Here is a 22487-nt window from a genome sequence, read left to right as displayed (position 1 = left end):
TCATTTCTTGGCGGGAGAAACTTGTAATTGAGATTGGTGCAAGATCTCAGGTAGCCGCGATCGCTAAAGTTCTAAACGAACGGCTCCCTGCCGCAAAACCTCCCAGCCGCCACCATTCCAGCGAATTACGGTAGATGGAATTCCTGAAGCCGTCAGCGAAACCTGTCCGGCAATCCGCTGACTCTCATGGGGTGAGAGGGTCAGGACAGTTGGGAATTGAGCTTCAATCTCGCTGATTGTTTCTAGCGGTGGTTGCCCAGACAGGTTAGCGCTAGTGGTTGCCAGGGCACCCGTTTGAGCCAAAATCGCCTGAGCGATCGCATGATCAGGGACGCGCACCCCAATCGTTGTGAGATGGTGAGGATTCATCACCGGGGGAACGCGATCGCTCGCAGGTAGCACCAACGTCAACGCCCCTGGCAAATATCGGTTAGCGACTTTTTCCCAGGAATGCCGTTCTGTTTCAGTGCCTTTCACATAGTCCCAAAGATCTGTCATCGTTGCCGCCATTAAAATGAGTGGTTTATCCAAACTGCGCTGCTTAGCCACATAGATGAGCGCTGCTTGAGCAGGCTGAGCCGCCAAAGCAGGAACTGTATCCGTTGGGAAACTGGCTAAATGTGACCCGGCAGAAACGTGGGTCGTCAATTCATCTAAAGAAGCCTGGGGCATAAGACTAAATGAGGGAGATGTGTTTGACAGAAATAGTTCGTTCTGACCAATTTATGGGTAATTTATGGGTTGATACCTGCTTAATCAGCGTGTTTTTGCAAGCTGTATTCAAGCTACTACCGTTTTATAGGCGATTAGACTAAGGTAGCTTTAAGCGAACTTGTTAAATAACGCGATGTGCGACTATCCCAATAGCCCTCACCCTAAATTCCTCTTCCAGAGCGGGAGAGAGACTTTGAGAAATCTTGCTCTCCTTCTCCTGCCTTGGGTAGAAGGGGATGAGGGATGACTTTAGTTGCACATCAGGTTAAATAAGCTTTTAGGGTTTGCTACCGCATAGAATTTTACATTGTGAAAAGCTGTGAAGATATAGAAAACTTCTCTGGGGATAATATGGGGCTGAGTCATATCCCCAACCTGCGCCAATATTGCCGCGATGAGGCTGCATTTAATGAATTGCAGCGGATATTTTTGTCTGCGAAAACGGAACACTATCATCTGCAAGCTCATTTCAAGAAAATTCAGCAGCAACAGCAAGCGCAGTTGGATCAGCTTTGCTTTCAAGCCTCTCTACTCGATCAAGTTTGCAATGCAATTATTGCGACCGATTTACATGGGGGCATTACCCATTGGAACAGTTATGCTGAAAAACTTTACCAGTGGCAAGCAGCAGAGGTTTTAGGTAAGGAGATTCTGGCGATATTGAAACCTATGCAGGGTCAGGCAAAGGGGCAAACGATCGCCCGCCAAATGGTCAGTCAGGTATTTAAGTCGGATTTGTGGGAAGGGGAACTCATTCTGTGTCGCAAAGATGGTTCTCAGTTTTGGGCAGAGGCAAAAAATACAGTGCTGCGAGACGATCGCGATCGCCCGATTGGTTTCGTCGGTATTTCTGTCGATATTACCGAGCGCAAGCAAACCCAAGCAGCCCTGACCCATCAAGCGGCTGTTTTGCAGTCCCAAGCGAAATATCGCAGCATTTTTGAAAATGCCACGGAAGGAATTTTTCAAACGTCACCAGAGGGGCATTACCTCAGCGCTAATTATGCCCTGGCGAGTCTTTATGGATACTCGTCACCCAAGGAACTGATTGCTGATTTAAAGACGATTGAGCATCAACTCTATGTTGATCCGACTCGACGGGCTGCGTTTCTAAAAATCATGCAGCAGCAAGGATCGGTTTCTGGGTTTGAGTCCCAGGTCTATCGCCGCGATTCCCGTCAGGATGGGTTGACACATCGCAGCATTATATGGATTTCAGAAAATGCTCACTGTGTTTATGGGACAAGCGGAGAAATTCTTTATTACGAAGGAACCGTTTCTGATATTACGCAACGCAAGCACGCTGAAGAACAATTGCAGCAGCAAGCCGATCGCGATCATTTGCTAGGGGCGATCGCCCTGCGAATTCGCCAATCCTTGGATCTAGAAGAAATTTTGCATCGCACTGTCGATGAAATTCGGCATTTTTTGCAGACCGATCGCGTTTTAGTCTATCGCTTTGATGCCCATCATGGAGTTTTGGTCGCTGCTTCCGTAGATAACGAATGGGCGCTTAGCACTCAGCACAACGCGCATCAAATTTGGTATCAAGGTAATAACGTCCTGCACGAACAGGGGCAAACCTATGTAGTTGACGACATCACTCAGCACTATTTGACCCCAGACTATCTAGCGTTTATGCAGCAAATCCAGGTGAAAGCCAAGTTAGTGGTTCCGCTTTCCCAAGGTGACCAGCTTTGGGGAGTTTTAGCGGTGCATCACTGTCGGGCAACCCGCCAATGGCAGTCCTTTGAAATTGACTTGGTGCAAAAACTAGCGGTGCAAGTGGCGATCGCCATTCAGCAAGCCCAACTCTTTAGCCAGTTGCAGCACCAAGCCCAACGAGAACAGGTGCTAAACCAACTGAGTCAAGCAGTCAACTCTAGCCGAGACCCGGGTCATATTTTGCAAGAAATTGTTGATCGCACCGGCGAAAGTTTCCAGGTCGATCGCGTATTGATGTTCACGATTAGCGACCTAATTCGGGTTCGCAATGAATGGCTTGCCAACCCAATAATTCCCTCTCTAATCAACCAAACATTTACCCTTTCAGACTGGGCTGACTTAGCAGACCCCAACTCAGATTTTAATCAAGGTCGGGCATTTTATGTAATCGATATGGCTCAATTGACTGCAACACCGGGGCGACAAACTCAAGTGAATGAGGGTCAAACCCTATCCGTGTTGTGTGCGCCAATTTTCATTCGTGAAAAACTGTTTGGAGCGCTTAGTCTACACACTACAACCTGCTATCGCACCTTCACCTTAGAGGAAGTGCAGTTTTTGCAACGGATTGCTGACCAAACCGCGATCGCCCTCTACAATGCCCAAAGCTACGAATATCTAGAACAACTCGTTCAGCAACGCACTCAAGAATTAGACCAAGAAAAACGAGTTTCCGAGGCAGCAAATCGCGCTAAAACCGATTTCTTGGCGACCATGAGCCACGAACTCCGCACTCCGCTCAACGCCGTTTTGGGCTTATCCCAAGTGTTGCAGCGAGAAATTTTTGGCAGCCTCAGCGCCAAGCAGCTTGAATACATCAACCATATTCACAGTAGCGGCGAACATTTACTAACCTTAATCAACGACATTTTAGATCTGGCAAAAGTTGAAGCTGGGCGAGAAACTCTCATGCCAAAGGTTTTAGCGGCTCATGATCTCTGCCGCTATTGCCTGACCATGGTGCAAGAACAAGCGACTCTGCAAGGATTGCAATTAGTTAGCCAATTGGATGCTGACGCTAAATTTTGCACTGCCGATGAGCGACGACTCAAACAAATGTTGCTGAATCTGCTCTCCAATGCGGTTAAATTTACGCCGGCTGGCACTGTTTCTTTAAGGGTGCATAAACAGCCTCAAGGAATTTCATTTATCGTTGCTGATACGGGTATTGGCATTCCTGCCGACAAACTCAATCTTTTATTCCAGCCTTTTAGCCAACTGGATAGCCAACTCACTCGTCAATATGCTGGAACTGGATTAGGACTGGCACTCACGCGCAAATTAGCACGGCTTCATGGTGGTGATATAACTGTTTCATCGGTGTTAGGTGTGGGTAGTAAATTTACGTTGTTTTTGCCCGATGTGCCAATCGCAGCCCCTCCGCGATCGCCGTCTCTTACCCTTAATCCATCAACCTGCCAACCTCAACAATCCACAGGGCGGATTTTGCTCGTTGAAGATGATGGAGTTAGCGCAACTTTGCTGCAAGATTACCTGAAAGCGATCGGCTATCAGGTAGACGCGATCGGCGATGGTGAAAACTTTCTAGCGCGAGTCCGATGCTCTAGCCCAAACTTGATATTGATGGATGTACAGCTATCGCGAACCCTCTCAGGACTTGATCTACTCAAGCAACTTCGGGCTGAATCGGATCTACACGATCTTCCTGTGATTATCGTAACTGCGATGGCAATGGCAGGCGATCGCGAAAACTTTTTGTCTCAGGGTGCCACTGATTATCTGAGTAAACCACTCGATATCGTTCAGCTTGAATTGATGCTGATCAAGTATCTATAAGTTGTCAATAACTTTTGATTTTGAATCAATCTATTCCAATAAATACGCGATGTGCGACTTTCCCAATAGCCCTCACCCTAAATCCCTCTCGCTCTGGGAGAGGGACTTTGAAACATTCTTCCTCCCTTTCTCCTGCGTTAAGAGAAGGGGCTGACTTTAGTTGCACATTAGGGTATGTTACTTTTTTCTAACACTGGAGAGGCTGCGATCGCTTCTTCCCCAGTTTCCGCATCCAGTAGCGCATTTTCCTCGGCATCGGAAGCAGGCACCAGCGCCACTGCCACAATCTCATCATCTTCATCCAACCGCTGTAAGCGAACCCCAGAAGCCGCGCGAGATTGACAAGAAATGGCGTTGATCGCTTGGCGAATGATGATGCCACGATTGGTAATCAGCATCAACTCTTCACCTTCATGGACGATTCGCAACGATGCCATATGGTCGCCAGGTTTGCGAAACTTGGTTGCCACGATGCCCATGCCCGCCCGATTTTGTAAACGGAACTGGGTCACAGGCACCCGTTTACCATAGCCAAAGGCAGTCACCGTCAGAATCCAAGGACCAGAAGGCGCGACTGCTTCCAAGGTTTCCAAAATTTCTGTTCCCTCGTCACTGCCCCCCTCATCCTCGCCGCCATCGGACTCTAAATCCGCCGCGAGAGTTTCTACAATCTCACTGGGCAAAATATCTAGACCCACTAAACTATCGCCTTGGCGCAGAGCCATTGCCCTGACACCGCGTGTAGCACGACCCAAAGGACGCAGTTGATCGTGGCTTGCTCGAAAGTGAATCGATTTACCGAACTGAGAGCCGATTAAAATCGTGTCTTCGGCACGGGCACGACGCACCCATCGCAGTTGATCGGCTTCTTCCAAAGAAATGGCAATCAATCCATTGGCGCGAATATTCTTAAACGCCGAGAGCGCCGTTTTTTTGATGTAGCCCTTATTTGTCAGCATCACCAAATATTCATCGTCGCTGAACTCACTCACCGGGATGATCGAGGTGATTTTTTCGTTGTGAGGAATGGGCAATAGCTGCACAATGGCAGTGCCACGGGCAGTCCGAGAACTGACCGGAATCTGATAGGCTCGCAGGCAGTAAACCACGCCGCGATCGCTAAAAAACAGAATACTATCGTGATCACGGCAGGCGAGAAACTGTTCCACCCCATCATCATCTTTCATCCGGGTGCCCGACTTGCCTCGCGTTGCCCGATTTTGAGACTCAAACGTGTTGACGGGCATCCGTTTGATGTAGCCCTGCTCGGTCAGCAAAATTACCGCCCGTTCGTTGGCAATCAAATCCGCATCCATGATTTCGTCTTCAGACTGCTCAATTATCGTGCGGCGGGGTGTAGCATGAGCCGCCTTAATTGCAGCCAATTCTGTTTCAATAATCGTTAGAATGCGTTCTCGACGTGCCAAAATATCTCGCAAGTCCGCAATTTGGGTTTGCAGATCATCGTGCTCCTGCTGAATCTTATCGGCTTCTAGGGCAGTGAGGCGGCGGAGTTGCATTTGCAAAATGGCATCCCCCTGAACGTCTGATAGCCCAAACCGTTCAATCAACTCCAATCGCGCAGTGGGGGCATCAGCGGCACCGCGAATCAGGTTAATGATGGCATCTAGATTCACCAATGCAATCAGCAGCCCTTGCAAGATGTGATCCCGATCTTCCGCTTTTCGCAGTTGATATTGTGTGCGACGGGTAATCGTGATGATGCGGAAATCTAGGAAAACAGAGAGAAACTGCTTGAGGCTGAGCAGTTGCGGATAGGCATCCACCAGCGCCAGCATATTTGCCCCGAAGTTTGCCTGGAGGGGGGTTTGCTTGTAGAGATTATTCAGGACAACGCGGGGATAGGCATCGCGACGAAGTTCGATGACAATTCGCATCCCGTCGCGATCGCTCTCATCTCGAATATCCGAAATCCCTTCTAGGCGGCGCTCATTCACCATTTCCGCAATTTTTTCAATCAGCGCAGCTTTGTTGGTTTGGTAGGGTAGCTCGGTGATGATGATGGCTTCGCGATCTGGTCTGCCGCGATGTTCAATGGTTTCAATATTGGCAACCCCGCGCATGATCACAGAACCGCGCCCAGTATTGTAGGCTTCGCGAATCCCGGTTAGACCGAGAATCTGACCGCCCGTGGGAAAGTCGGGTCCAGGAATGTAGTGCATCAACTCCTGCACGGTGATGTCGGGATTGTGAATCAGAGCTACTAGCCCATCAATCAGTTCGCCCAAATTGTGCGGCGGAATGTTGGTCGCCATGCCAACGGCAATGCCAGACGATCCATTCAGCAAAAGCTGAGGAATGCGAGATGGCAAAACTAGCGGTTCTTGCTGAGAGCCGTCGAAGTTATCGCCAAAATCGACCGTTTCTGATTCAATGTCTTGCAGCAGGGCATCCCGCGTTAGAGGGCGTAGGCGACACTCGGTATATCGCATAGCGGCGGGTGGATCGTTATCAATCGAGCCGAAGTTGCCATGACCATCAATTAGGGGCGATCGCATGGAAAAATCCTGCGCCATCCGCACCAAGGCATCGTAAACCGCCGTATCGCCGTGGGGATGGTATTTACCTAGCACTTCCCCCACGACACGGGCGCACTTTCTAAAGGGGCGATCGGGTGCCAACCCCAATTCGTGCATGGCATACAAAATTCGACGGTGGACGGGCTTCAATCCGTCTCTGGCATCGGGGAGCGCTCGCCCGACAATCACGCTCATGGCGTATTCCAGGTAAGACCGCTGCATCTCGTTTCGTAAATCTGTGGGGACGATGCGATCTTGAGGCGGCTCCTGGGAAAAAGTCATAGTATAAAAGACTCCGAAAGATCAGTATTTTCGCAAAAAGAACAGCTTTTGAAAAACAAACAAATTGAACTGAATTTGTGTGCTTAAAAAGAGAACCTTCAGCTTACTGATTATATCACGGAAAGCTAGGTTTCGTAGTGCGATCGCCCCTAGGCTGTGGGAGTTTATCAAGGCTCACTTTCACAATCCATTCCTGCTTTTCTAGAAACTTTAAGCTATCTTTTTGTAATCAAAAATTTGAGCATTTCAAGAAAGTTTTAATCACGATTTTTAATCACCCTTGAGTCAACACGAATTGAGTGTTTAGATTGTTTTTTCACCTATCCAAAAAACCTTCAAAAGTATAGTGCTATGGGTTGCAATTCAGCGGTGTTTGCTTCACGCTCTAATAAGACCAGCGATCGATCGCATAGCTCCAAGCCACTGAATAGTTGAGAGCAACCATCAACGCTAAGCAACCAATTTTGAGCCAAGTAGGAGAACGAGAAAGGCGATCGCCCAACACAAACCACACTGAAAACAACACTGCACCATAGCGAAATATATTAATTAGCTCACCCTGTTGCAGCATCACGACCAACGATAACGCCGTATAGACAGCCATTGGGCGAGACACCCGCCACAGCAACACGGTTCCGCCAATCAACAGCCCATAAACCGCATGATGCAAGACGGAACCCAACTTGGTATTTTGCCAGGGGTTACCAAACCACAGCGTTTGCAGCATCGAAAACCAGGAAGTGGCATGGCTCCAGTTTGACCGCGCTTGCACCGATTGCCAAGGGTTGCCCGTTTGCCAATATTGATACAGCGGAAACAGCAGCATGATCGCAATGCCGCCTAGGCAAACGAAGGCAAAATGGCGCAGTTGAGTGATGCGATCGCGTTGATGCCCCGCAATAATCAGCGCAATCGACACAATCACAAAAAGTCCTTGAGTGCGCGTTAACCCAGCTAGCCCCGCCAAAACAGTTGCTATTGTGGGCTTTTGGAAAACGGCAGCGGTAAAGGCAAGATACGACAACAGCAGAAACAGCGATTCGGTATGGTGGGAGTGAAAAATGAACGATCCGGGCGAGTAGAGAAACAGCAGCCATCCCCAAATTGTTTTGGGCAATAGACCTGCTTGAGTTGCTTCAGAACGTTTGGGTGAGGCTTGCAAATAAATCACTGCTGCCAGCCAACCCAAAAAAATTAACGAAGATAGCAGTGTGCCTGCAACTTGCGGTACTGCCAATAATCCCGTTCCCCATGCCCAACCGCGAACCAGCAAGGGATAGAGCGGGAAAAACGCCCAATTTGTGCCCTCATAGCCCTGAGTGGCAATGATGCTGTAATGCTCTGCATCCCAATTATTGAGCAGCGTTAACCAAGATATATTCTGTTTGTGGGCGATCCACAGCCACAGTAATCCATGCTGCACCCAAACCGCGATCGCCAAACTGGGGTAAAGAAAACTAGGTCTTGCCAACCAGTTAGACTGATTCATTTGATCCCACAGGTATTTTGAAATAGAAACACATCATCTTGCTGAAAACGAAGCTGAAAGCAGGGGGTTTTCTGTGCCTGATTGACCAACTCCAACACTATTTCAGGAGTGCTTAACCCTCCAAGATGGCGCTGATTTAGCTGGAGCTAAATCAGAATCTTGAGTGGTGACTTGGGCGATCGCGGTGGCACAAAAGCCTTCAACTTGCTCACGGCAACATCACCATGCTTGCCTTTGTCTAGAATTTTGGGCGTTGCTGAATTGATCTATGAACGCCTAAATTTGCCCTAACCCTAACCCTCTCCCAACGGGCGAGGGAATAAGATTTTTAGCTCCCTTCTCCTTGGGGAGAAGAGTTGGGGATGAGGGAAATCATAGCTGCAATCAGCAACGCCGAATTTTGCACCAATCTCAATAGCAGCTTTCCCCCACCAGAAAATTCATTTCCTGGCTTATAGGAAAAGTCTTCTAAAGAAGACTGGGTAAAGGTTTTAGTCCATTTTAATGGACTTGAGATATGAGCTTGGAATTTAGGCATTGCTGAGTCTGGGGATGAAATTTGTAGGGGCAATCCCTTGTGGTTGTCCTCCATCTACGTCAGGGTTAGGCACAAGACCTACCCCTACAGTCAAAAATCATACTTGCATTCAGCAATGCCGGAATTTATTCCAGGGCGATTACCGCGACAGATGCAAGATGTCAATTTAATGATAGTGAGAATCTGACTCTCTATTTGGAAAGATGCGGTGCCGTCACATTAGGAAAACTTGCGAAATTGCGTCTGACCCAATCCATGCCGACTTCATTGTTCAGTTTGATTTTCTGAGGCGCATCAGGATAAATCTTGCCTAAAATATCTGCATCTTGATCCACAACGACCTTGCCAAATTTAAGATAGGTTCCACCCAACAGCTTAAAGACGGGATGCTTTGCCTGCCCAAAGAGCAAAACGTAAGTCCGGGTGCAGTTTTCAGCTTCTGGCACAAAGAAATGACATTGTGCCGCCTTCCCAAAGGGCATTTCTCCGTGAAAGATCACCAGAGAGGGGAAGTGATTTTCTAGATGCGCTTTAATGATGCGGGGAAGCAACATGACATCTGGCTTGCTTAACTTCTCTGCCAGAGAATAGGGAGCGGTGGGCATGTCATAAAAGGCGTGAGACTGATGTCCGTTATCAATAAACTGGTGAAACTCTACCTCTGTAATCCGAAATAAGTCTCGGTGGGTGCCGTTTTGATGATTGTAATCGTGCATGTTCAGCAGCATGTTCAGCAAATCGGTCTTAACGCTGCGATCGCCAGTATGTCCCACAAAATAGTAGCTATTGGCAATCTCATTTAGCACTGTGGGAATGGGAATTTTCGGCTCGTAGCCGCCATAGGACCAAATAAAATCACCTTGAATGATTAGTTCTAGAGGCTGCAATTGGGGTTAAGGTTTTTTTGCTTGAGCCGGGTAGAACCGTGCAGCCTGCTTCATCAAACTGCAACGCATGAAATGGACAGGCGATCGCGCTAGTGCCATTACTCGGTTCACACCAGCCCTCGGATAGCATTGCTCCCATATGGGGACAGGCATTGGGAAGCGCATGAACCGCTCCAGCCGTATCTTTCCACATGACATAGTCGGTTGAGTATAGGGAAATTTTTTGAGGTTGGTTCACGGTCAGCATGGACTTGTGCGCCAATAACCAAGGCGCACCGGGAAGCATTGACTGCATGATGTTCTCCGCTCGATATAAAATTGTGAAAAATCCGTCGTGTTTCAACAATATGACAGAATATTCACGTTCGTCAATCCAGTCGTCAAAAAATTTACGCCGTCAACCGAAACAGCAGCGGGGTAAAGATCGAGTCGAAAAAATTCTGGATGCAGCGGCGGCTGTCTTTGACGAGATAGGTTATCCAGCCGCAACCACTCATCTAATTGCCGCAAAAGCGGGAACGGCGATCGGATCGTTGTATCAGTTTTTTCCGGATAAAGCTGCCATTTTTAAGGCAATGGAATTGCGCCATGCTGAGCGGGTGGAGGTCTTTTGGTCGCAGGCGATCGCCTCTGGAATCGTTCAATTACCGTTGCGCCAGATGCTTCACAATTTGGTTATGGCAGTTTCAGATCTATTTGAGCAGCCAGTATCGCGGGTGATGTTTGTGCAGTTTTACACAGCGCCCGAAAATTTTCAGGCGATCGACGAAAGTATGACCCAAGAGGCAATTAACTTTATGGCAAATATCTTGATACAGCGAAACTCAGCTTTAGAACAAGCGCACGGTCGGTTACTCGCAGAAGTGTGTGTGCATAGTAGCAATGCGGTCATGCTGGCAGCACTTCGCGCTCCTGACGTGGAAGCGCGTCAACAATTGACTCAGCAAATTGAGGAGTTGCTAGTGTCGTATTTAGAGCCGCATGTAGGAGATAATCGGTCGAACGACGCAGCAAAAGTAATGAAAGTAATGAAATGTCCCCACTGCCAATCCGAGCAATTATCCAAAAATGGGTATCGTCGGGGGAAGCAGTGTTATCGCTGTAAAATGTGTGAAAAACAGTTTGTGGAATCTAGGCTGCCTACTGAGATTACCCAGTAAAAAGCTGATTATTTGGAATTTATTGAACCTTGCATACTGTGCAATTTACGGAGCAATTTACGGACTGCGATATTTCCTTTTCAAAAAAGTCTCAATACTTTTACGGTCGCTTATTGGTGCTGCCAGTGCTAGCGTCTTGGAAAAACGTTTCTAAGTGCATTAATTTGCTGTTCTTTTAGGTTACTCATATGCTTTCCTTTCTGGTTGGCGCTGGTTCAGCGATCGCTCCTGCTATAGGGCTTGTAGGGACTTTTTCAATCCTTAGCCTAATTATCGGGGCAGTATCTTTTCGCCGAAAGATTCATCAGCTTGAACAGTATCACGCTCAAGAATTGCAACAGCGTGAGGCTGAACTCAATCAGCGAAATTGGGACTTAGAGTTTAATGTTCAGCAGCGCACCACTGAATTGCAGCATTTGAGTGAGCGGCAGTTCGCCTTATCGGAAGTCATCAGCAAAATTCGGTCTTCCTTAGATCTAGACACGATTTTTAACCTAGCTGCAACGGAAGTTCGCCAACTGCTACAGGTCGATCGCGTGGGGATCTTTCGTTTCTATCCTGAATCGGGCTACAACGAAGGTGAATTTGTCTCCGAAGCAGTGCTATCGCCCTATGATTCGGCTTTGAAGATTCGGATTCACGATCATTGCTTTGGCGATCGCTATGCGGCGTACTATGCCAGCGGTCAGATTCAAGCCGTCGGCGATATTTTCAACGCAGGGCTATCTGATTGTCATATCGCGGTGTTGTCTCAATTTCAAATTCGTGCCAATCTAATTATTCCATTGCAACGAGGTGAGACTTTGTGGGGCTTGTTGTGCATCCATCACTGTTCTGCGCCCCGCGAGTGGCAGGCAGCAGAGATTGATTTTGCTAAACAAATTGCCCTTCAGCTTGACGTTGCCCTTTATCAAGCAGAACTATTAAGCCAAACGCAGCAAAAGACTCAACAGATTGAGCGATCGCTGGAAGAATTAAAGCAACTCCAGCTACATCTCGTGCAAAACGAGAAAATGTCTGCGCTGGGGCAACTGGTGGCAGGCATCGCCCACGAAATCAATAATCCGGTGAATTTTATTTACGGCAACATTAACTATGTGGATACCTACACTCGTGACCTGTTGGAATTGTTGCAGCTTTATGAGCAGTACGACACCTCTGCTAGTCTAGAGGTGCAGGAAAAACTAGAATTGATGGATCTCGATTTTCTAGCAGAAGATTTGCCGAAACTGTTGAAGTCTATGAAAATTGGGTCTGAGCGCATCCGAGAAATTGTTCTGTCGCTGCGGAATTTTTCTCGTTTAGATCAAGCTGAAGTCAAAGAAGTGAATATTCACGATGGGCTAGATAGTACGCTGCGGATTTTACAACATCGGCTCAAGCCAACCGCTCTCCGATTTGGCATTGAAGTGATCAAAAACTATGGCGCGTTGCCATTGGTAGATTGCCTTGCAGGTCAGCTAAACCAAGTATTTATGAATCTGTTAGCCAATGCGATCGATGCCCTCCAAGAATTTTCTGAAAGCCTGCCGCCCGATGAGTGTTTTCAGGAAGGCAAAATCACGATCACCACTCAGGCGATCGATTCTACTTGGGTGCATATCTCTATTCGAGATAACGGTTCTGGGATTCCAGTAGCAGTACAAAGCAAACTATTCGATCCATTTTTCACCACGAAGCCCGTAGGTAAGGGGACTGGCTTGGGGCTATCCATTAGTTATCAGGTAGTTGAGCGGCATGGAGGCACTTTGGAATATCTGCCGCTCCCCGAGCGCGGGGCAGAATTTCTGATTAAAATTCCAATTCGACAGAAGCGTTCGGACTTAAAAGATAGTTTGAATGTAAGAGTTGCATCAATGCCAATCTAATCTCTAATTCGGAAATTGGTCGGGCGATCGCGGAAATACTCAGCGGTTCTACAAAAATGGCTAACAACTGGCTCTAAGATCGAAGAAGCGCGATCCGTCTCCCGTTGCTTTAGTCAGAGTGAAGAAATGCTTGATACCTTAAGTTCCAGTTCTGTTTTAGAAGTTTTAAAGCCGGTTCAAGATCCCGAACTCCAAAAAAGTTTGGTGGACTTGAACATGATCCGCAACGTCGAGGTTGATCAGGGCATTGTTCGATTTACTCTCGTGTTAACCACTCCAGCCTGTCCGTTGCGTCAGTTCATTGTGGAAGATTGCGAGAAAGCCGTTCGCACGCTGCCCGGAGTGCAAGAGGTGGTTGTAGACGTGACGGCTGAAACACCTCAGCAAAAAGCCCTACCCGATCGCCAGGGGATTGGCGGCGTGAAAAATATTTTGGCAGTGTCCAGCGGCAAAGGGGGCGTGGGTAAAAGCACGATCGCCATCAATATTGCGGTGGCTTTGGCACAAGCCGGGGCAAAAGTAGGATTAATTGATGCCGACATTTACGGTCCCAACGCGCCGACTATGCTAGGGCTAACCGATGCAAAAGTGACGGTGCAGCAGGGCGCAGGTGGGGATATCCTAGAACCTGCCTTTAACCACGGCGTAAAGCTGGTTTCCATGGGCTTTTTGATCGATAAAGATCAGCCTGTGATCTGGCGAGGTCCCATGATTAATGGCGTAATCCGTCAATTTCTCTATCAAGTGTCATGGGGTGAACTGGATTACTTGATCGTGGATATGCCGCCTGGAACGGGTGACGCGCAACTGACCATGGCGCAGGCAGTCCCCATGGCGGGCGTGGTGATTGTGACGACTCCTCAAACCGTGGCGTTATTGGATGCACGACGGGGATTAAAAATGTTTCAACAGCTTGGAGTCTCCGTTTTAGGCATCGTGGAAAACATGAGCTACTTTATTCCGCCAGATATGCCTGATAAGCAATACGATATTTTTGGTTCGGCAGGCGGCGAGAAAACTGCCAACGAGCTTCAGGTGCCGTTATTGGGCTGTGTGCCGCTAGAAATTCCATTACGGGAAGGCGGCGATCGCGGTGTGCCCATTGTCTTAGCTGATCCTGAATCGGCTTCAGCCAAAGCGCTGACGGCGATCGCTCAGCAAATTGCAGCGAAGGTTTCGATCGCCGCATTGACATAGAATTTTTTCCGACTTAACTTAACTGAGAATGAAGGTTGCAAAAACTGTGAACGATTTAGTAGGTTTTTCCTGATTCATGCTACACAAATCGCTGCCCAAAATTCGCTGGAAAGCCCTAGCTCAGCCCTGGCAAAATATAGACTGGTGGTTGTTTATTTTCCCGATTGGACTGACTATTCTAGGTGGTGTGATGATTCACAGCATCGAGTTGAGCCAAGAAGGGGCAAATTGGGCATCTCAACATTTGATCACTTGTGGGATAGGGATTGTGTTGGCGCTGGCGATCGCCCGTTGTCGGTATGATCGATTGCTTCAGTGGCACTGGATCATCTACGGCATAACGATTTTGCTGCTGCTAGCGGTGAAATTCTTTGGCACGGAAGGGCTGGGTGCCCAACGCTGGATCACGATCGCAGGATTCAATCTACAGCCTTCAGAATTTGCCAAACTGGGAGCCATTATTACAATCGCCGCCCTGCTCAGCGATCGTCCTGCCTCAACCATCCCAGCCGCCTTACGGGTCATAGCAGTAGTTGCCGTTCCGTGGGCGCTCGTTTTTCTAGAGCCAAACCTAGGAACCTCCCTGGTTTTTGGTGCCATCACCATGGGCATGTTGTATTGGGGCAACGCCAATCCGGGATGGCTGCTGCTGCTGCTCTCTCCATTCATCTCTGCAATTCTATTTAACACTGCGCTACCCTTTTGGTTTGGCTGGATTGTCGTTGTTGGCGTGGTTGCATGGCGCAGTTTGCCCTGGTATCGGCTCGGAACGTTGGCGGCTGTGGTGGTCAATTTGGTGTCGGGCGGTTTGGGACATTTGCTTTGGGGTTTGCTGAAGGAATACCAAAAGAAACGTCTGATTCTTTTTTTAGATCCTGATCAAGAACCGCTTAAAGGGGGCTATCACTTAATTCAGTCACGTATTGCCATTGGTGCCGGAGAACTGTGGGGCAGAGGGTTATACAAAGGAACGCAGACGCAACTCAGCTTTATTCCAGAACAACATACCGACTTTGTTTTCACCGCGATCGGCGAAGAATTAGGCTTTGTGGGCGGCATTCTAGTCCTGATTGCCTTCTGGCTAGTGTGCTTACGGCTGGTGATTATTGCTCAGAATGCTAAAGATAATTTTGGCTCACTGATTGCGATCGGCGTTTTTTCAATGATCGTGTTTCAGGTTGCCGTGAATGTGGGGATGACAATTGGCTTATCGCCGGTGACCGGGATTCCGCTGCCCTTTTTGAGCTACGGTAAATCTGCTTTGCTGATGAATTTTTTGGCGATCGGCGTGGTGCAATCGGTTTCCAATTTCCGACAGCGGCTAAAATTTTAGCGAGCAAGATAATTGATTACCATTTCCAATTATCGGGATAGACAAAAACCAATCAAACGGCTGACCATTCTTGCCTGTCACCTTGTAAGCTGGTCTAGTGAATATATCTGAGCAAACGCTATGATTTTTCCGGGTTCAGTGGTTCGAGTGATTAACGCGCAAGATACTTACTATCAGTTTCGAGGACTGGTTCAACGGATGAGCGATGGCAAAGCGCTAGTTTTGTTTGAAGGCGGCAATTGGGATAAGTCAGTCACATTTAAGCTGTCAGAACTTGAGGAAGTAGACTTGGCAACCGCAAAGAAAAAGGGGAAATAACTCAGGTTTAGTCTTTAAGACTAAGCTTAAGATTAAGCTATGAATGAATCTAGCTTAGAAGTCAAAAATTTCCTGCTTGTCTCATGCGTCTTCCTCTTCCTCAGTTTGCTGCCCAAAATCGCCAGCCAAACCACATTGCAGAGGTGATTGAAACTTCTACTACGGAGTTTTTAGCCCAGTGCTTAGATCCTGATGATCTGAGTTTTCCCGCGATGCCGCCCTTTGGCAGTTGGGTGAAGTCGGCAGAAGAAGAGTCAGGAAATCAAGTTTATGCGATCGTCTACTCTGCTTCTACCAGTCCGATCGATTCGGTACATCGGGCGCGGGCACTGGGTTTATCGCTGCAAGAGTTGCGAGAACAACAGCCGCAAATTTTTGCCATGTTGAAGACGGAGTTTCGGGCGGCGATCGTGGGGTTTGAACCGTACTCCTCTAGAAATAATGGGGTCAAGCCAGATTCAGCCATAATCTATCAACACTTGCCGCCGCGTCCACCGCAACTCCATCAGGCGGTGTATCAATGCGACACGGATGAAATTCTGCGCTTTACGGAGCGGCTCGATTTTCTGCGGACATTGCTACAAATGAACGGCGTGCCTGTGGATGCTTTAGTCGCCGCTATGCTGCGGGAAGTCTATGGGTTGCGACGGGCAGACCGCGACTGGTTGGTGCAAGCCGGACGAATGTTGAGCCTTTACTTAAAAGATGATTACGATCGCCTTCGCACCATTTTAAGTCAGGTTCATATCTAAAATTCGCACTAAGATCGAAGAGTATATCCAGCCTGACATCTTCGCGTGACATCAACCCAAAGTTTGCCCTTACTTCAAGATCCAGAGCGCCTAGAGACTCGATTGAAAGAGATTCCCCCAGAGCCGGGAGTCTACTACATGAAAGATGCGACTGATCAGGTGCTTTACATTGGCAAATCGAAAAAGCTGCGATCGCGGGTGCGATCGTATTTTCGCGAGGACCATCACCACAGTCCCCGGATTGCGATGATGGTGAGGCAGATCGCCGATATTGAGTTCATCGTCACGGATACTGAAGCCGAAGCCCTTGCCCTAGAAGCCAATCTAATCAAGCAGCACCAGCCCTACTACAACGTGCTGTTGAAGGATGACAAAAAATATCCCTGGCTCTGTATTACCTGGTCTGAACCCTATCCGCGAATTTTTATTACCCGCAAGCGTCAGTTAGGCAAAAAAGCCGATCGCTTTTATGGACCCTATGTGGATGTGGGTTTGCTGCGCCGGACACTGCATTTAGTCAAGCGGGTCTTTCCCTTGCGGCAACGCCCCCAAGCCCTGTTTAAGGATCGCCCCTGCCTCAACTACGACATGGGGCGCTGTCCGGGAGTGTGTCAGCAGCTAATTTCCTCGGAAGACTATCACAAAATTGTTCGTAAAGTAGCGATGGTGTTTCAGGGGCGGATTGATGAACTGGTCAACATTCTGTCGATTCAGATGGAAAAAGCTGCTGAGGAGTTGAATTTTGAAGTGGCAGCCCGGATTCGCGATCAGATTGCTGGCGTAAAAACGTTGGGAGCCGATCAGAAAGTGGATTTGGCGAACGATACGGTATCGCGGGATGCGATCGCTCTGGCTGCCGATGACAATCATGCCTGCATTCAACTATTTCAAATTCGCACGGGGCGCTTAGTGGGTCGTTTGGGGTTCGTTGCCGATGCCCAATCGGGCACTCCAGGAGAAATTCTTCAGCGGGTTTTAGAAGAACATTATCAGCATATCGACCCGATCGAAATCCCCGGTGAGATTTTAGTGCAGCACGACCTGCCGGAAACCGATATGTTGGCAGAATTTCTCAGCACTGCAAAAGGACGCAAAGTCACGATCATTCATCCCCAGCGTCAAACCAAGGCAGATCTGCTCGAAATGGTGGAACGCAATGCAGGCTTTGAGTTGGCACGCGCTCAACGCTTTGCCGATCGCAACACCCAGGCAATGCAAGATCTGGCAGAATTGCTGGATATGCCCGACTTTCCACGCCGAATTGAAGGCTATGACATCTCGCATATTCAAGGATCAGATGCTGTTGCCTCCCAGGTTGTTTTTATTGATGGACTGCCTGCAAAGCAGCACTACCGCCATTACAAAATCAAAAGTGCCAAGGTAACGAGTGGACATTCAGACGATTTTGCGTCAATGGCTGAGGTCATTACTCGGCGGTTTCGTAAGTATGCTGCCTTGAAAGAGCGAGGCGAACTGGTGAAAAGCGACGAGGCTTCGGTACTCGATCGCCATGTGAGTGCCACTTCAGACTTTCCTGATTTAGTGATGATTGACGGTGGCAAGGGTCAGCTATCGGCTGTAGTCACCGTTTTGCGAGAGATGAATCTGCTGGAAGAGGTGCGCGTGGTCAGCCTTGCCAAGCAGCGGGAAGAGATTTTTTTGCCCGGTGAGTCGCTGCCGCTGCCCACAGAAGCAGACCAGCCTGGAGTTCAACTTTTGCGCCGTTTGCGAGATGAGGCACACCGATTTGCAGTCAGTTTCCATCGACAAAAACGGACAGAACGGATGCGGCGATCGCGCTTGGATGAAATTCCTGGATTGGGCTTCCATCGCCAAAAGTTGCTGCTCTCCACCTTTCGCTCGATTGATTATTTGCGAGAAGCTAGTCCGGAGCAAATTGCCACGGTTCCTGGCATTGGTTCCCGCTTAGCCCAGCAAATTTACACCTACTTTCATCCCGCTCACGATGACAGTCCTGCTGAAGCTTCTTTTGTATCTACGCCTGAAACTCACTCAGCCTTGAACAATGAGGAAAATTCTGCAATATCGGAAAGTCATTAACGAGGATCCTGTTCAGCTTTGAGGATAGTTTGGTCGCGATCGCACTACTAATTTTCTTGCAACCCATTACTCAAATCCGCGATCGCCCAACACATCAAACGCCACCTTTGCCACTAATGTGCTATCGATGCCGCCAGAATACGCAATCAGCGATCGATGTTTGGCGAGATGGAGCGATCGTAATTGTTCCAACTTATCCAAATAATCTCCCTGCATCATTCCATCTCCCCCTGCCCAAACATCCCAGACAAGTCATCCTTCTATCTCTACCTTAGCGTCTCCAGACCATAGAAAGTGGATAGGGAGCAATCCATTAGCACGAGCAAAAACACTACCGCAGAATGTCTATCAGCTTATCGATAACTTCATCTAGCTTTTCAGGCTTAAGCTGACCCACTGTAGACAGAATGATTTGCCGATCAGCAGTAAACAGTCGATTGGGGCGAACGTTACTGTCCTGCTTCAAATTTCCAGAACTAAAGTCTTCGGTTGTAATAGTTATTGCATAGGAATCTCTAACTGTCTGGCTAGTAATTTGACAAAGAATTAAGTCATCACCCGATAAAACTGCAACTACCAACGCAGGTCGCCGTTTTGCCTGACTTAAATCTGAGAAAGGAAACGGGACAACAACGACATCACCTTTTATAAATTCTGCCAAGCCTCGTCCTCCTCTGGACTCAACCAATCCTTGCTCAAAGAGGATTCACTAAGAACAGCGACTTCTAAAAGTTCAGATCGATGCTTTTGCTTGAGGAACTGCAAGAAGTCCAATACTTCTACAATTAAGAACTCTGGAACTTGTTCAATTTCCTTAATCAGTGAATCTTTTGCATTCATACCCTTAAAGCCGCTTGGAAGATTGCCAACACTGGGAATTGGTCAAAAATTGAAATGTGCTATCTAGCCTAACTCAAAGAGCCAAAAACGTTGATTAGGGCAGCGGAATGCCGACCAGCTTTAAAGCGAGAGGAACGATCGCCTTTGCCGCCTCACTAACCGTAGTTTCACTGGCTTTATTCGCCATCGTTTTACCCCAGCCCACCAATTTCCCCATCACGGTTGGATTGCTTTCCGCCTGTTTTGCCAAATCCGTTGCCACTTGCTCTTGGGCAACTTCAACCGTTACGCCGGTTTGATGCTTTGCGCGGAGCGAAATTCAACGATAGTTGCCACTTGCTCTTGGGCAACTTCAACCGTTACGCCCGATTTCTGCCACTGGTTCGATAGCTCCTGAATTTGCGCCGCCGCCTCGGTCAAATCCTGGCTCATGTTGACATAGTTGCCCTGGATATAATTGCCGCCACCCGTATTGATAGTTTCGTAGTAACTGCCGCCGCCCGTGTTGATATTGCGAGTATCCACTGAGTTGTTATCTCCTATTACAATCACTTGTCCGGGTAGAGAGAGCATCTTTTCATAGTCTTCACCCTGTAGTCGGGCATTCTCTTTCAGTAACCCTTTATTTTCCTTAAGTAGTTCATAACTTTCCTCAAGCAGATTTTGATACTTTTGGCTGTTTGTGCCCTCTGGATAGCTTATCTTGAGCTTCACCATTCCATCGCCCAGAAGCTCGTATCCTCGAAGAAAAAGCCGATCGCCATACTCATCAATTACTTCTGTGTTGGTTTCGTTGAAGGCAAAAGCAAAGGCTCTCCAATTTATGCCGTCATGAAGAATCAAATCAAAGGTATTGCGAGCTTCCTGAAACAGCTTGGTAAATTCCCCCGACGCAAAGTTCCGGCTCGGATCACTGGGACGGCGCTCTTGAAGTCTTTCCAAAAAATTACGATTTAAGTAAATATACTCGCAATGTACATCGTCCAATATTGTCTTATTGATATTCCAGCCTTCAATGTAAGCGCGTGTTAAATTAGCACCTGCAAAATTTGCACTAGAAACTTGAGCCATTCTCAGGTCAGCACCGATGAGATTAGCATTAGTGAGATTAGCTCCTAGGAGATTAGCATCGATAAGATTAGCCTCAATAAGAATGGCTCTGGTGAGATTAGCTGTAATGAGGTCAGCCCTGCTGAGGTCAGCCTTGCTAAGATTAGCCCCGGTAAGATTAGCTCCGTTGAGGTTTACCCTCCAGAGTTCAGCCCCAATGAGGTTAGCATTGCTTAGGTTTACTTCAATACTCGGATTGTCGCTGCGCCACTGATTCCAAGCTTCGACACCTTGCTTCAGTCGTTCCAGTTGTTCCTTATCTGCCATAGGAAATTTCGTCTGCTGCGATTCAAGGGGCACTTGTTCATCCACTATGCTTGATCTCCCTGAAAATCTGCAAATTCCGGGATTGCGTTTTGGGATTTTTGTTAGAGATGGCATTGAGTTTCAATCATGGCAATTTGAGTTTGGCGGGGCAAGGTTGCCTAGATCGCGAACAATTCAGCTTTGAGTACAACAATTGCTGTTGTGAACACGACAATTGCTGTTGTAACCTCAGCGTTTCCTGTTGTAACTCGGACAATTGCTGTTGTAACTCGGACAATTGCTGTCGTGACCTCAGCGTTTCCTGTTGTGACCTCGACAATTGCTGTTGTGAACACGACGATTGCTGTTCTGAGCTTGAGCGATCGCGAAACTTTCCAAAGCGATCGCGCTGACTTCATCCTTCCTCTGGATTCACTCCCAACGCCTTTAGCTGAGCTTGCAATCGTGCCACCTGTGATTCTGCCTGTTCTGCCCGTTGGCGCTCCTGCTCAGCGCGTTGATGCTCCCGTTCCGCCCGTTCTTCTGCGCTTTGCCGTGCCAAAGCTTCCGCCTGAAGTGCCTGCACCAATTCACCCGCAGCCAGCAGTTTTTCGCCCGTGTCTTCTCGATAGAAGCCGATCAATGCGCCATCCACCTGAAGCTGTAACTGCAAAGGTTCGCTGCGTCCATCCGCGATCGCTTCATAAACCTCCCCTTGCAATCGATAGCCGCGCAACTGCTCTGGAATCCATTCACCTTTGGGATCAAACAGCCAATATTCCTGAACTTCTAGCTGCTCATACAACGTCTTTTTGGCTTCCTGATCCTGTTTGCGAGTGCCTTCGGAGGTGATCTCAAAAATGACGGCAGGCACCTGACCTTCTTCCCAGGTTTTGTAGCTGTCTCGCGCTCCCAGTGGCACGTCAAAAATCACCATGATGTCTGGAGCGACGCGCAGCTTGGGAAACCCTTGGGCGTAATACAAAAACTGATCGGCTAGAACGATCGCCCGGTCTGCCAAAAGCTGCCGCAAAATCACCACTGCGTCAATAATCGCATCGACATGTACCGACGTTTCAGCCAACGGTTCACCATCTGAACTGGGATAAACGATTTCGGTTGAACGGGCTGTGGGCAAAACGCTCGTCATAAAACACCAGCAAAAATCGTTCCTCTATTGTATCGATGATTTTGGCTGGCTCGAATTTGTAAACGAGTTAACCTAAGCTAAGTGGCGCTGCAACACCGATCGCGGAGCGCGGCGGACTCGGCAAAGAATGGTGTCGTGTCCTAATCGGGTGCAGGCTTCATAGCGATGACAGCCCGAAAAACCGTAGTATTCGCCTTCCACATCCAGCACATCGATCGGTTCCTGCAAGCCGATTTCCTGAATTGACTCCATCAGCGCGGCAACTTTTGCCGGATCGTTTTGTCTAAATAAGGGGCGGCGAATTTTATTGAGGGGGATGGCTTCAACGCGAACCATGATACTTTTTCCAATTCATCTTATTTAAATCATAGTCGTTATGAGTATGATTTGCCCAGTATGAATCTTGAAAAAAAGTTGGAATGGAAAGGTGGAAGATTGAATGGGCGCTAAGAGATAGGATTTTGTCAAAGGTGATCGGTT

23 protein-coding genes are annotated in these 22487 nt (G+C 48.2%); 9 read left to right on the top strand and 14 right to left on the bottom strand.

The window, feature by feature from the left end:
- Positions 1-63: 63 nt before the first annotated feature.
- A complete protein-coding gene (locus AB3R30_RS05670) occupies positions 64-672 on the bottom strand; it encodes an L-threonylcarbamoyladenylate synthase (protein ID WP_458648180.1) in 609 nt (202 codons plus the stop codon).
- Positions 673-1023: 351 nt separating this feature from the next.
- Here AB3R30_RS05670 and AB3R30_RS05665 point away from each other — a divergent pair, with 351 nt between their 5' ends.
- Positions 1024-4236, top strand: coding sequence for a GAF domain-containing protein (locus tag AB3R30_RS05665; protein ID WP_458648179.1), 3213 nt, complete (start codon positions 1024-1026; stop codon positions 4234-4236).
- Positions 4237-4403: 167 nt separating this feature from the next.
- Here AB3R30_RS05665 and gyrA read toward each other — a convergent pair whose 3' ends face one another.
- Both gyrA and AB3R30_RS05655 read right to left on the bottom strand, forming a co-directional pair.
- A complete protein-coding gene (gyrA, locus tag AB3R30_RS05660) occupies positions 4404-7058 on the bottom strand; it encodes a DNA gyrase subunit A (protein ID WP_458648178.1) in 2655 nt (884 codons plus the stop codon).
- A 385-nt stretch (positions 7059-7443) separates the two neighbouring features.
- Complete coding sequence (locus AB3R30_RS05655) at positions 7444-8547, bottom strand: hypothetical protein (RefSeq protein WP_458648177.1); 1104 nt, start codon at positions 8545-8547, stop codon at positions 7444-7446.
- Positions 8548-8706: 159 nt separating this feature from the next.
- Between AB3R30_RS05655 and AB3R30_RS05650 the strand changes: the two genes are divergently transcribed.
- On the top strand, positions 8707-8838 hold the full coding sequence (locus tag AB3R30_RS05650) for a hypothetical protein (RefSeq protein WP_458648176.1): 132 nt from the start codon (positions 8707-8709) through the stop codon (positions 8836-8838).
- A gap of 37 nt (positions 8839-8875) precedes the next feature.
- Here AB3R30_RS05650 and AB3R30_RS05645 read toward each other — a convergent pair whose 3' ends face one another.
- The 3 genes from AB3R30_RS05645 to AB3R30_RS05635 all read right to left on the bottom strand — a co-directional run bounded on the left by AB3R30_RS05645 (position 8876) and on the right by AB3R30_RS05635 (position 10267).
- Positions 8876-9085: a hypothetical protein gene (locus AB3R30_RS05645; RefSeq protein WP_458648175.1), complete on the bottom strand. Its 210-nt coding sequence runs from the start codon at positions 9083-9085 to the stop codon at positions 8876-8878.
- A 191-nt stretch (positions 9086-9276) separates the two neighbouring features.
- A complete protein-coding gene (locus tag AB3R30_RS05640; RefSeq protein WP_458648174.1) occupies positions 9277-9972 on the bottom strand; it encodes a Rieske (2Fe-2S) protein in 696 nt (231 codons plus the stop codon).
- Positions 9941-10267 (bottom strand): Rieske 2Fe-2S domain-containing protein, encoded by a 327-nt coding sequence (locus AB3R30_RS05635; protein WP_458648173.1) that lies wholly within the window; start codon positions 10265-10267, stop codon positions 9941-9943. Before AB3R30_RS05635 ends, AB3R30_RS05640 begins: the two co-directional genes overlap by 32 nt.
- 52 nt (positions 10268-10319) lie before the next feature.
- Here AB3R30_RS05635 and AB3R30_RS05630 point away from each other — a divergent pair, with 52 nt between their 5' ends.
- From AB3R30_RS05630 to uvrC, 7 genes are all read left to right on the top strand, one after another.
- Positions 10320-11132, top strand: coding sequence for a TetR/AcrR family transcriptional regulator (locus tag AB3R30_RS05630; RefSeq protein WP_458648172.1), 813 nt, complete (start codon positions 10320-10322; stop codon positions 11130-11132).
- 188 nt (positions 11133-11320) lie between these two features.
- The gene (locus AB3R30_RS05625) at positions 11321-13000 is read left to right on the top strand and encodes a sensor histidine kinase (protein WP_458648171.1); all 1680 of its coding nucleotides are present in this window, start codon (positions 11321-11323) and stop codon (positions 12998-13000) included.
- Between the two features lie 126 nt (positions 13001-13126).
- Entirely contained in the window at positions 13127-14197 is a 1071-nt protein-coding gene (locus AB3R30_RS05620; protein WP_458648170.1) for an Mrp/NBP35 family ATP-binding protein, read from the top strand.
- A 76-nt stretch (positions 14198-14273) separates the two neighbouring features.
- Positions 14274-15530 carry a rod shape-determining protein RodA gene (gene rodA / locus AB3R30_RS05615; RefSeq protein WP_458648169.1) on the top strand — a complete coding sequence of 419 codons (1257 nt, stop codon included), beginning with the start codon at positions 14274-14276 and terminating at the stop codon, positions 15528-15530.
- A 120-nt stretch (positions 15531-15650) separates the two neighbouring features.
- On the top strand, positions 15651-15848 hold the full coding sequence (locus AB3R30_RS05610; RefSeq protein ID WP_458648168.1) for an NAD(P)H dehydrogenase subunit NdhS: 198 nt from the start codon (positions 15651-15653) through the stop codon (positions 15846-15848).
- A gap of 83 nt (positions 15849-15931) precedes the next feature.
- Positions 15932-16600, top strand: a complete 669-nt coding sequence (locus AB3R30_RS05605; protein ID WP_458648167.1) for an HAS-barrel domain-containing protein — start codon at positions 15932-15934, stop codon at positions 16598-16600.
- A gap of 45 nt (positions 16601-16645) precedes the next feature.
- Positions 16646-18661: an excinuclease ABC subunit UvrC gene (gene uvrC / locus AB3R30_RS05600; RefSeq protein WP_458648166.1), complete on the top strand. Its 2016-nt coding sequence runs from the start codon at positions 16646-16648 to the stop codon at positions 18659-18661.
- Between the two features lie 66 nt (positions 18662-18727).
- Here uvrC and AB3R30_RS05595 read toward each other — a convergent pair whose 3' ends face one another.
- The 8 genes from AB3R30_RS05595 to AB3R30_RS05560 all read right to left on the bottom strand — a co-directional run bounded on the left by AB3R30_RS05595 (position 18728) and on the right by AB3R30_RS05560 (position 22343).
- Positions 18728-18880, bottom strand: a complete 153-nt coding sequence (locus AB3R30_RS05595) for a hypothetical protein (protein ID WP_458648165.1) — start codon at positions 18878-18880, stop codon at positions 18728-18730.
- Positions 18881-18992: 112 nt separating this feature from the next.
- The gene (locus AB3R30_RS05590) at positions 18993-19322 is read right to left on the bottom strand and encodes a type II toxin-antitoxin system PemK/MazF family toxin (protein WP_458648164.1); all 330 of its coding nucleotides are present in this window, start codon (positions 19320-19322) and stop codon (positions 18993-18995) included.
- Complete coding sequence (locus AB3R30_RS05585; RefSeq protein ID WP_458648163.1) at positions 19307-19501, bottom strand: DUF2281 domain-containing protein; 195 nt, start codon at positions 19499-19501, stop codon at positions 19307-19309. Before AB3R30_RS05585 ends, AB3R30_RS05590 begins: the two co-directional genes overlap by 16 nt.
- A 94-nt stretch (positions 19502-19595) precedes the next feature.
- Positions 19596-19763 carry a hypothetical protein gene (locus AB3R30_RS05580; RefSeq protein ID WP_458648162.1) on the bottom strand — a complete coding sequence of 56 codons (168 nt, stop codon included), beginning with the start codon at positions 19761-19763 and terminating at the stop codon, positions 19596-19598.
- Positions 19764-19786: 23 nt separating this feature from the next.
- Positions 19787-20878 (bottom strand): pentapeptide repeat-containing protein, encoded by a 1092-nt coding sequence (locus AB3R30_RS05575; protein WP_458648161.1) that lies wholly within the window; start codon positions 20876-20878, stop codon positions 19787-19789.
- 158 nt (positions 20879-21036) lie between these two features.
- Entirely contained in the window at positions 21037-21276 is a 240-nt protein-coding gene (locus AB3R30_RS05570) for a hypothetical protein (RefSeq protein ID WP_458648160.1), read from the bottom strand.
- Positions 21273-22007 (bottom strand): Uma2 family endonuclease, encoded by a 735-nt coding sequence (locus AB3R30_RS05565; RefSeq protein ID WP_458648159.1) that lies wholly within the window; start codon positions 22005-22007, stop codon positions 21273-21275. Before AB3R30_RS05565 ends, AB3R30_RS05570 begins: the two co-directional genes overlap by 4 nt.
- A 72-nt stretch (positions 22008-22079) precedes the next feature.
- Positions 22080-22343, bottom strand: a complete 264-nt coding sequence (locus tag AB3R30_RS05560; protein WP_458648158.1) for a chromosome partitioning protein ParB — start codon at positions 22341-22343, stop codon at positions 22080-22082.
- Positions 22344-22487 lie beyond the last annotated feature (144 nt).

The sequence above is a fragment of the Sivoneniella epilithica UHCC 1019 genome (assembly GCF_040830845.1).
Classification (GTDB): Bacteria; Cyanobacteriota; Cyanobacteriia; order Leptolyngbyales; family Leptolyngbyaceae; genus ULC077BIN1.
Note: the sequence above shows the minus strand (reverse complement) of the source record. Positions and strands in the feature narration are given on the sequence as shown.

Coding starts and splice junctions, on each gene's coding strand:
- AB3R30_RS05620 (WP_458648170.1), top strand. CDS start 13,127: ATGCTTGATACCTTAAGTTCCAGTTCTGTTTTAGAAGTTTTAAAGCCG.
- AB3R30_RS05605 (WP_458648167.1), top strand. CDS start 15,932: ATGCGTCTTCCTCTTCCTCAGTTTGCTGCCCAAAATCGCCAGCCAAAC.
- AB3R30_RS05635 (WP_458648173.1), bottom strand. CDS start 10,267: ATGCAGTCAATGCTTCCCGGTGCGCCTTGGTTATTGGCGCACAAGTCC.
- AB3R30_RS05595 (WP_458648165.1), bottom strand. CDS start 18,880: ATGATGCAGGGAGATTATTTGGATAAGTTGGAACAATTACGATCGCTC.
- AB3R30_RS05585 (WP_458648163.1), bottom strand. CDS start 19,501: ATGAATGCAAAAGATTCACTGATTAAGGAAATTGAACAAGTTCCAGAG.
- AB3R30_RS05570 (WP_458648160.1), bottom strand. CDS start 21,276: ATGAAGTCAGCGCGATCGCTTTGGAAAGTTTCGCGATCGCTCAAGCTC.
- AB3R30_RS05625 (WP_458648171.1), top strand. CDS start 11,321: ATGCTTTCCTTTCTGGTTGGCGCTGGTTCAGCGATCGCTCCTGCTATA.
- AB3R30_RS05645 (WP_458648175.1), bottom strand. CDS start 9,085: ATGCCTAAATTCCAAGCTCATATCTCAAGTCCATTAAAATGGACTAAA.
- rodA (WP_458648169.1), top strand. CDS start 14,274: ATGCTACACAAATCGCTGCCCAAAATTCGCTGGAAAGCCCTAGCTCAG.
- AB3R30_RS05560 (WP_458648158.1), bottom strand. CDS start 22,343: ATGGTTCGCGTTGAAGCCATCCCCCTCAATAAAATTCGCCGCCCCTTA.
- AB3R30_RS05630 (WP_458648172.1), top strand. CDS start 10,320: ATGACAGAATATTCACGTTCGTCAATCCAGTCGTCAAAAAATTTACGC.
- AB3R30_RS05655 (WP_458648177.1), bottom strand. CDS start 8,547: ATGAATCAGTCTAACTGGTTGGCAAGACCTAGTTTTCTTTACCCCAGT.
- gyrA (WP_458648178.1), bottom strand. CDS start 7,058: ATGACTTTTTCCCAGGAGCCGCCTCAAGATCGCATCGTCCCCACAGAT.
- AB3R30_RS05670 (WP_458648180.1), bottom strand. CDS start 672: ATGCCCCAGGCTTCTTTAGATGAATTGACGACCCACGTTTCTGCCGGG.
- AB3R30_RS05610 (WP_458648168.1), top strand. CDS start 15,651: ATGATTTTTCCGGGTTCAGTGGTTCGAGTGATTAACGCGCAAGATACT.
- AB3R30_RS05575 (WP_458648161.1), bottom strand. CDS start 20,878: ATGGCAGATAAGGAACAACTGGAACGACTGAAGCAAGGTGTCGAAGCT.
- AB3R30_RS05565 (WP_458648159.1), bottom strand. CDS start 22,007: ATGACGAGCGTTTTGCCCACAGCCCGTTCAACCGAAATCGTTTATCCC.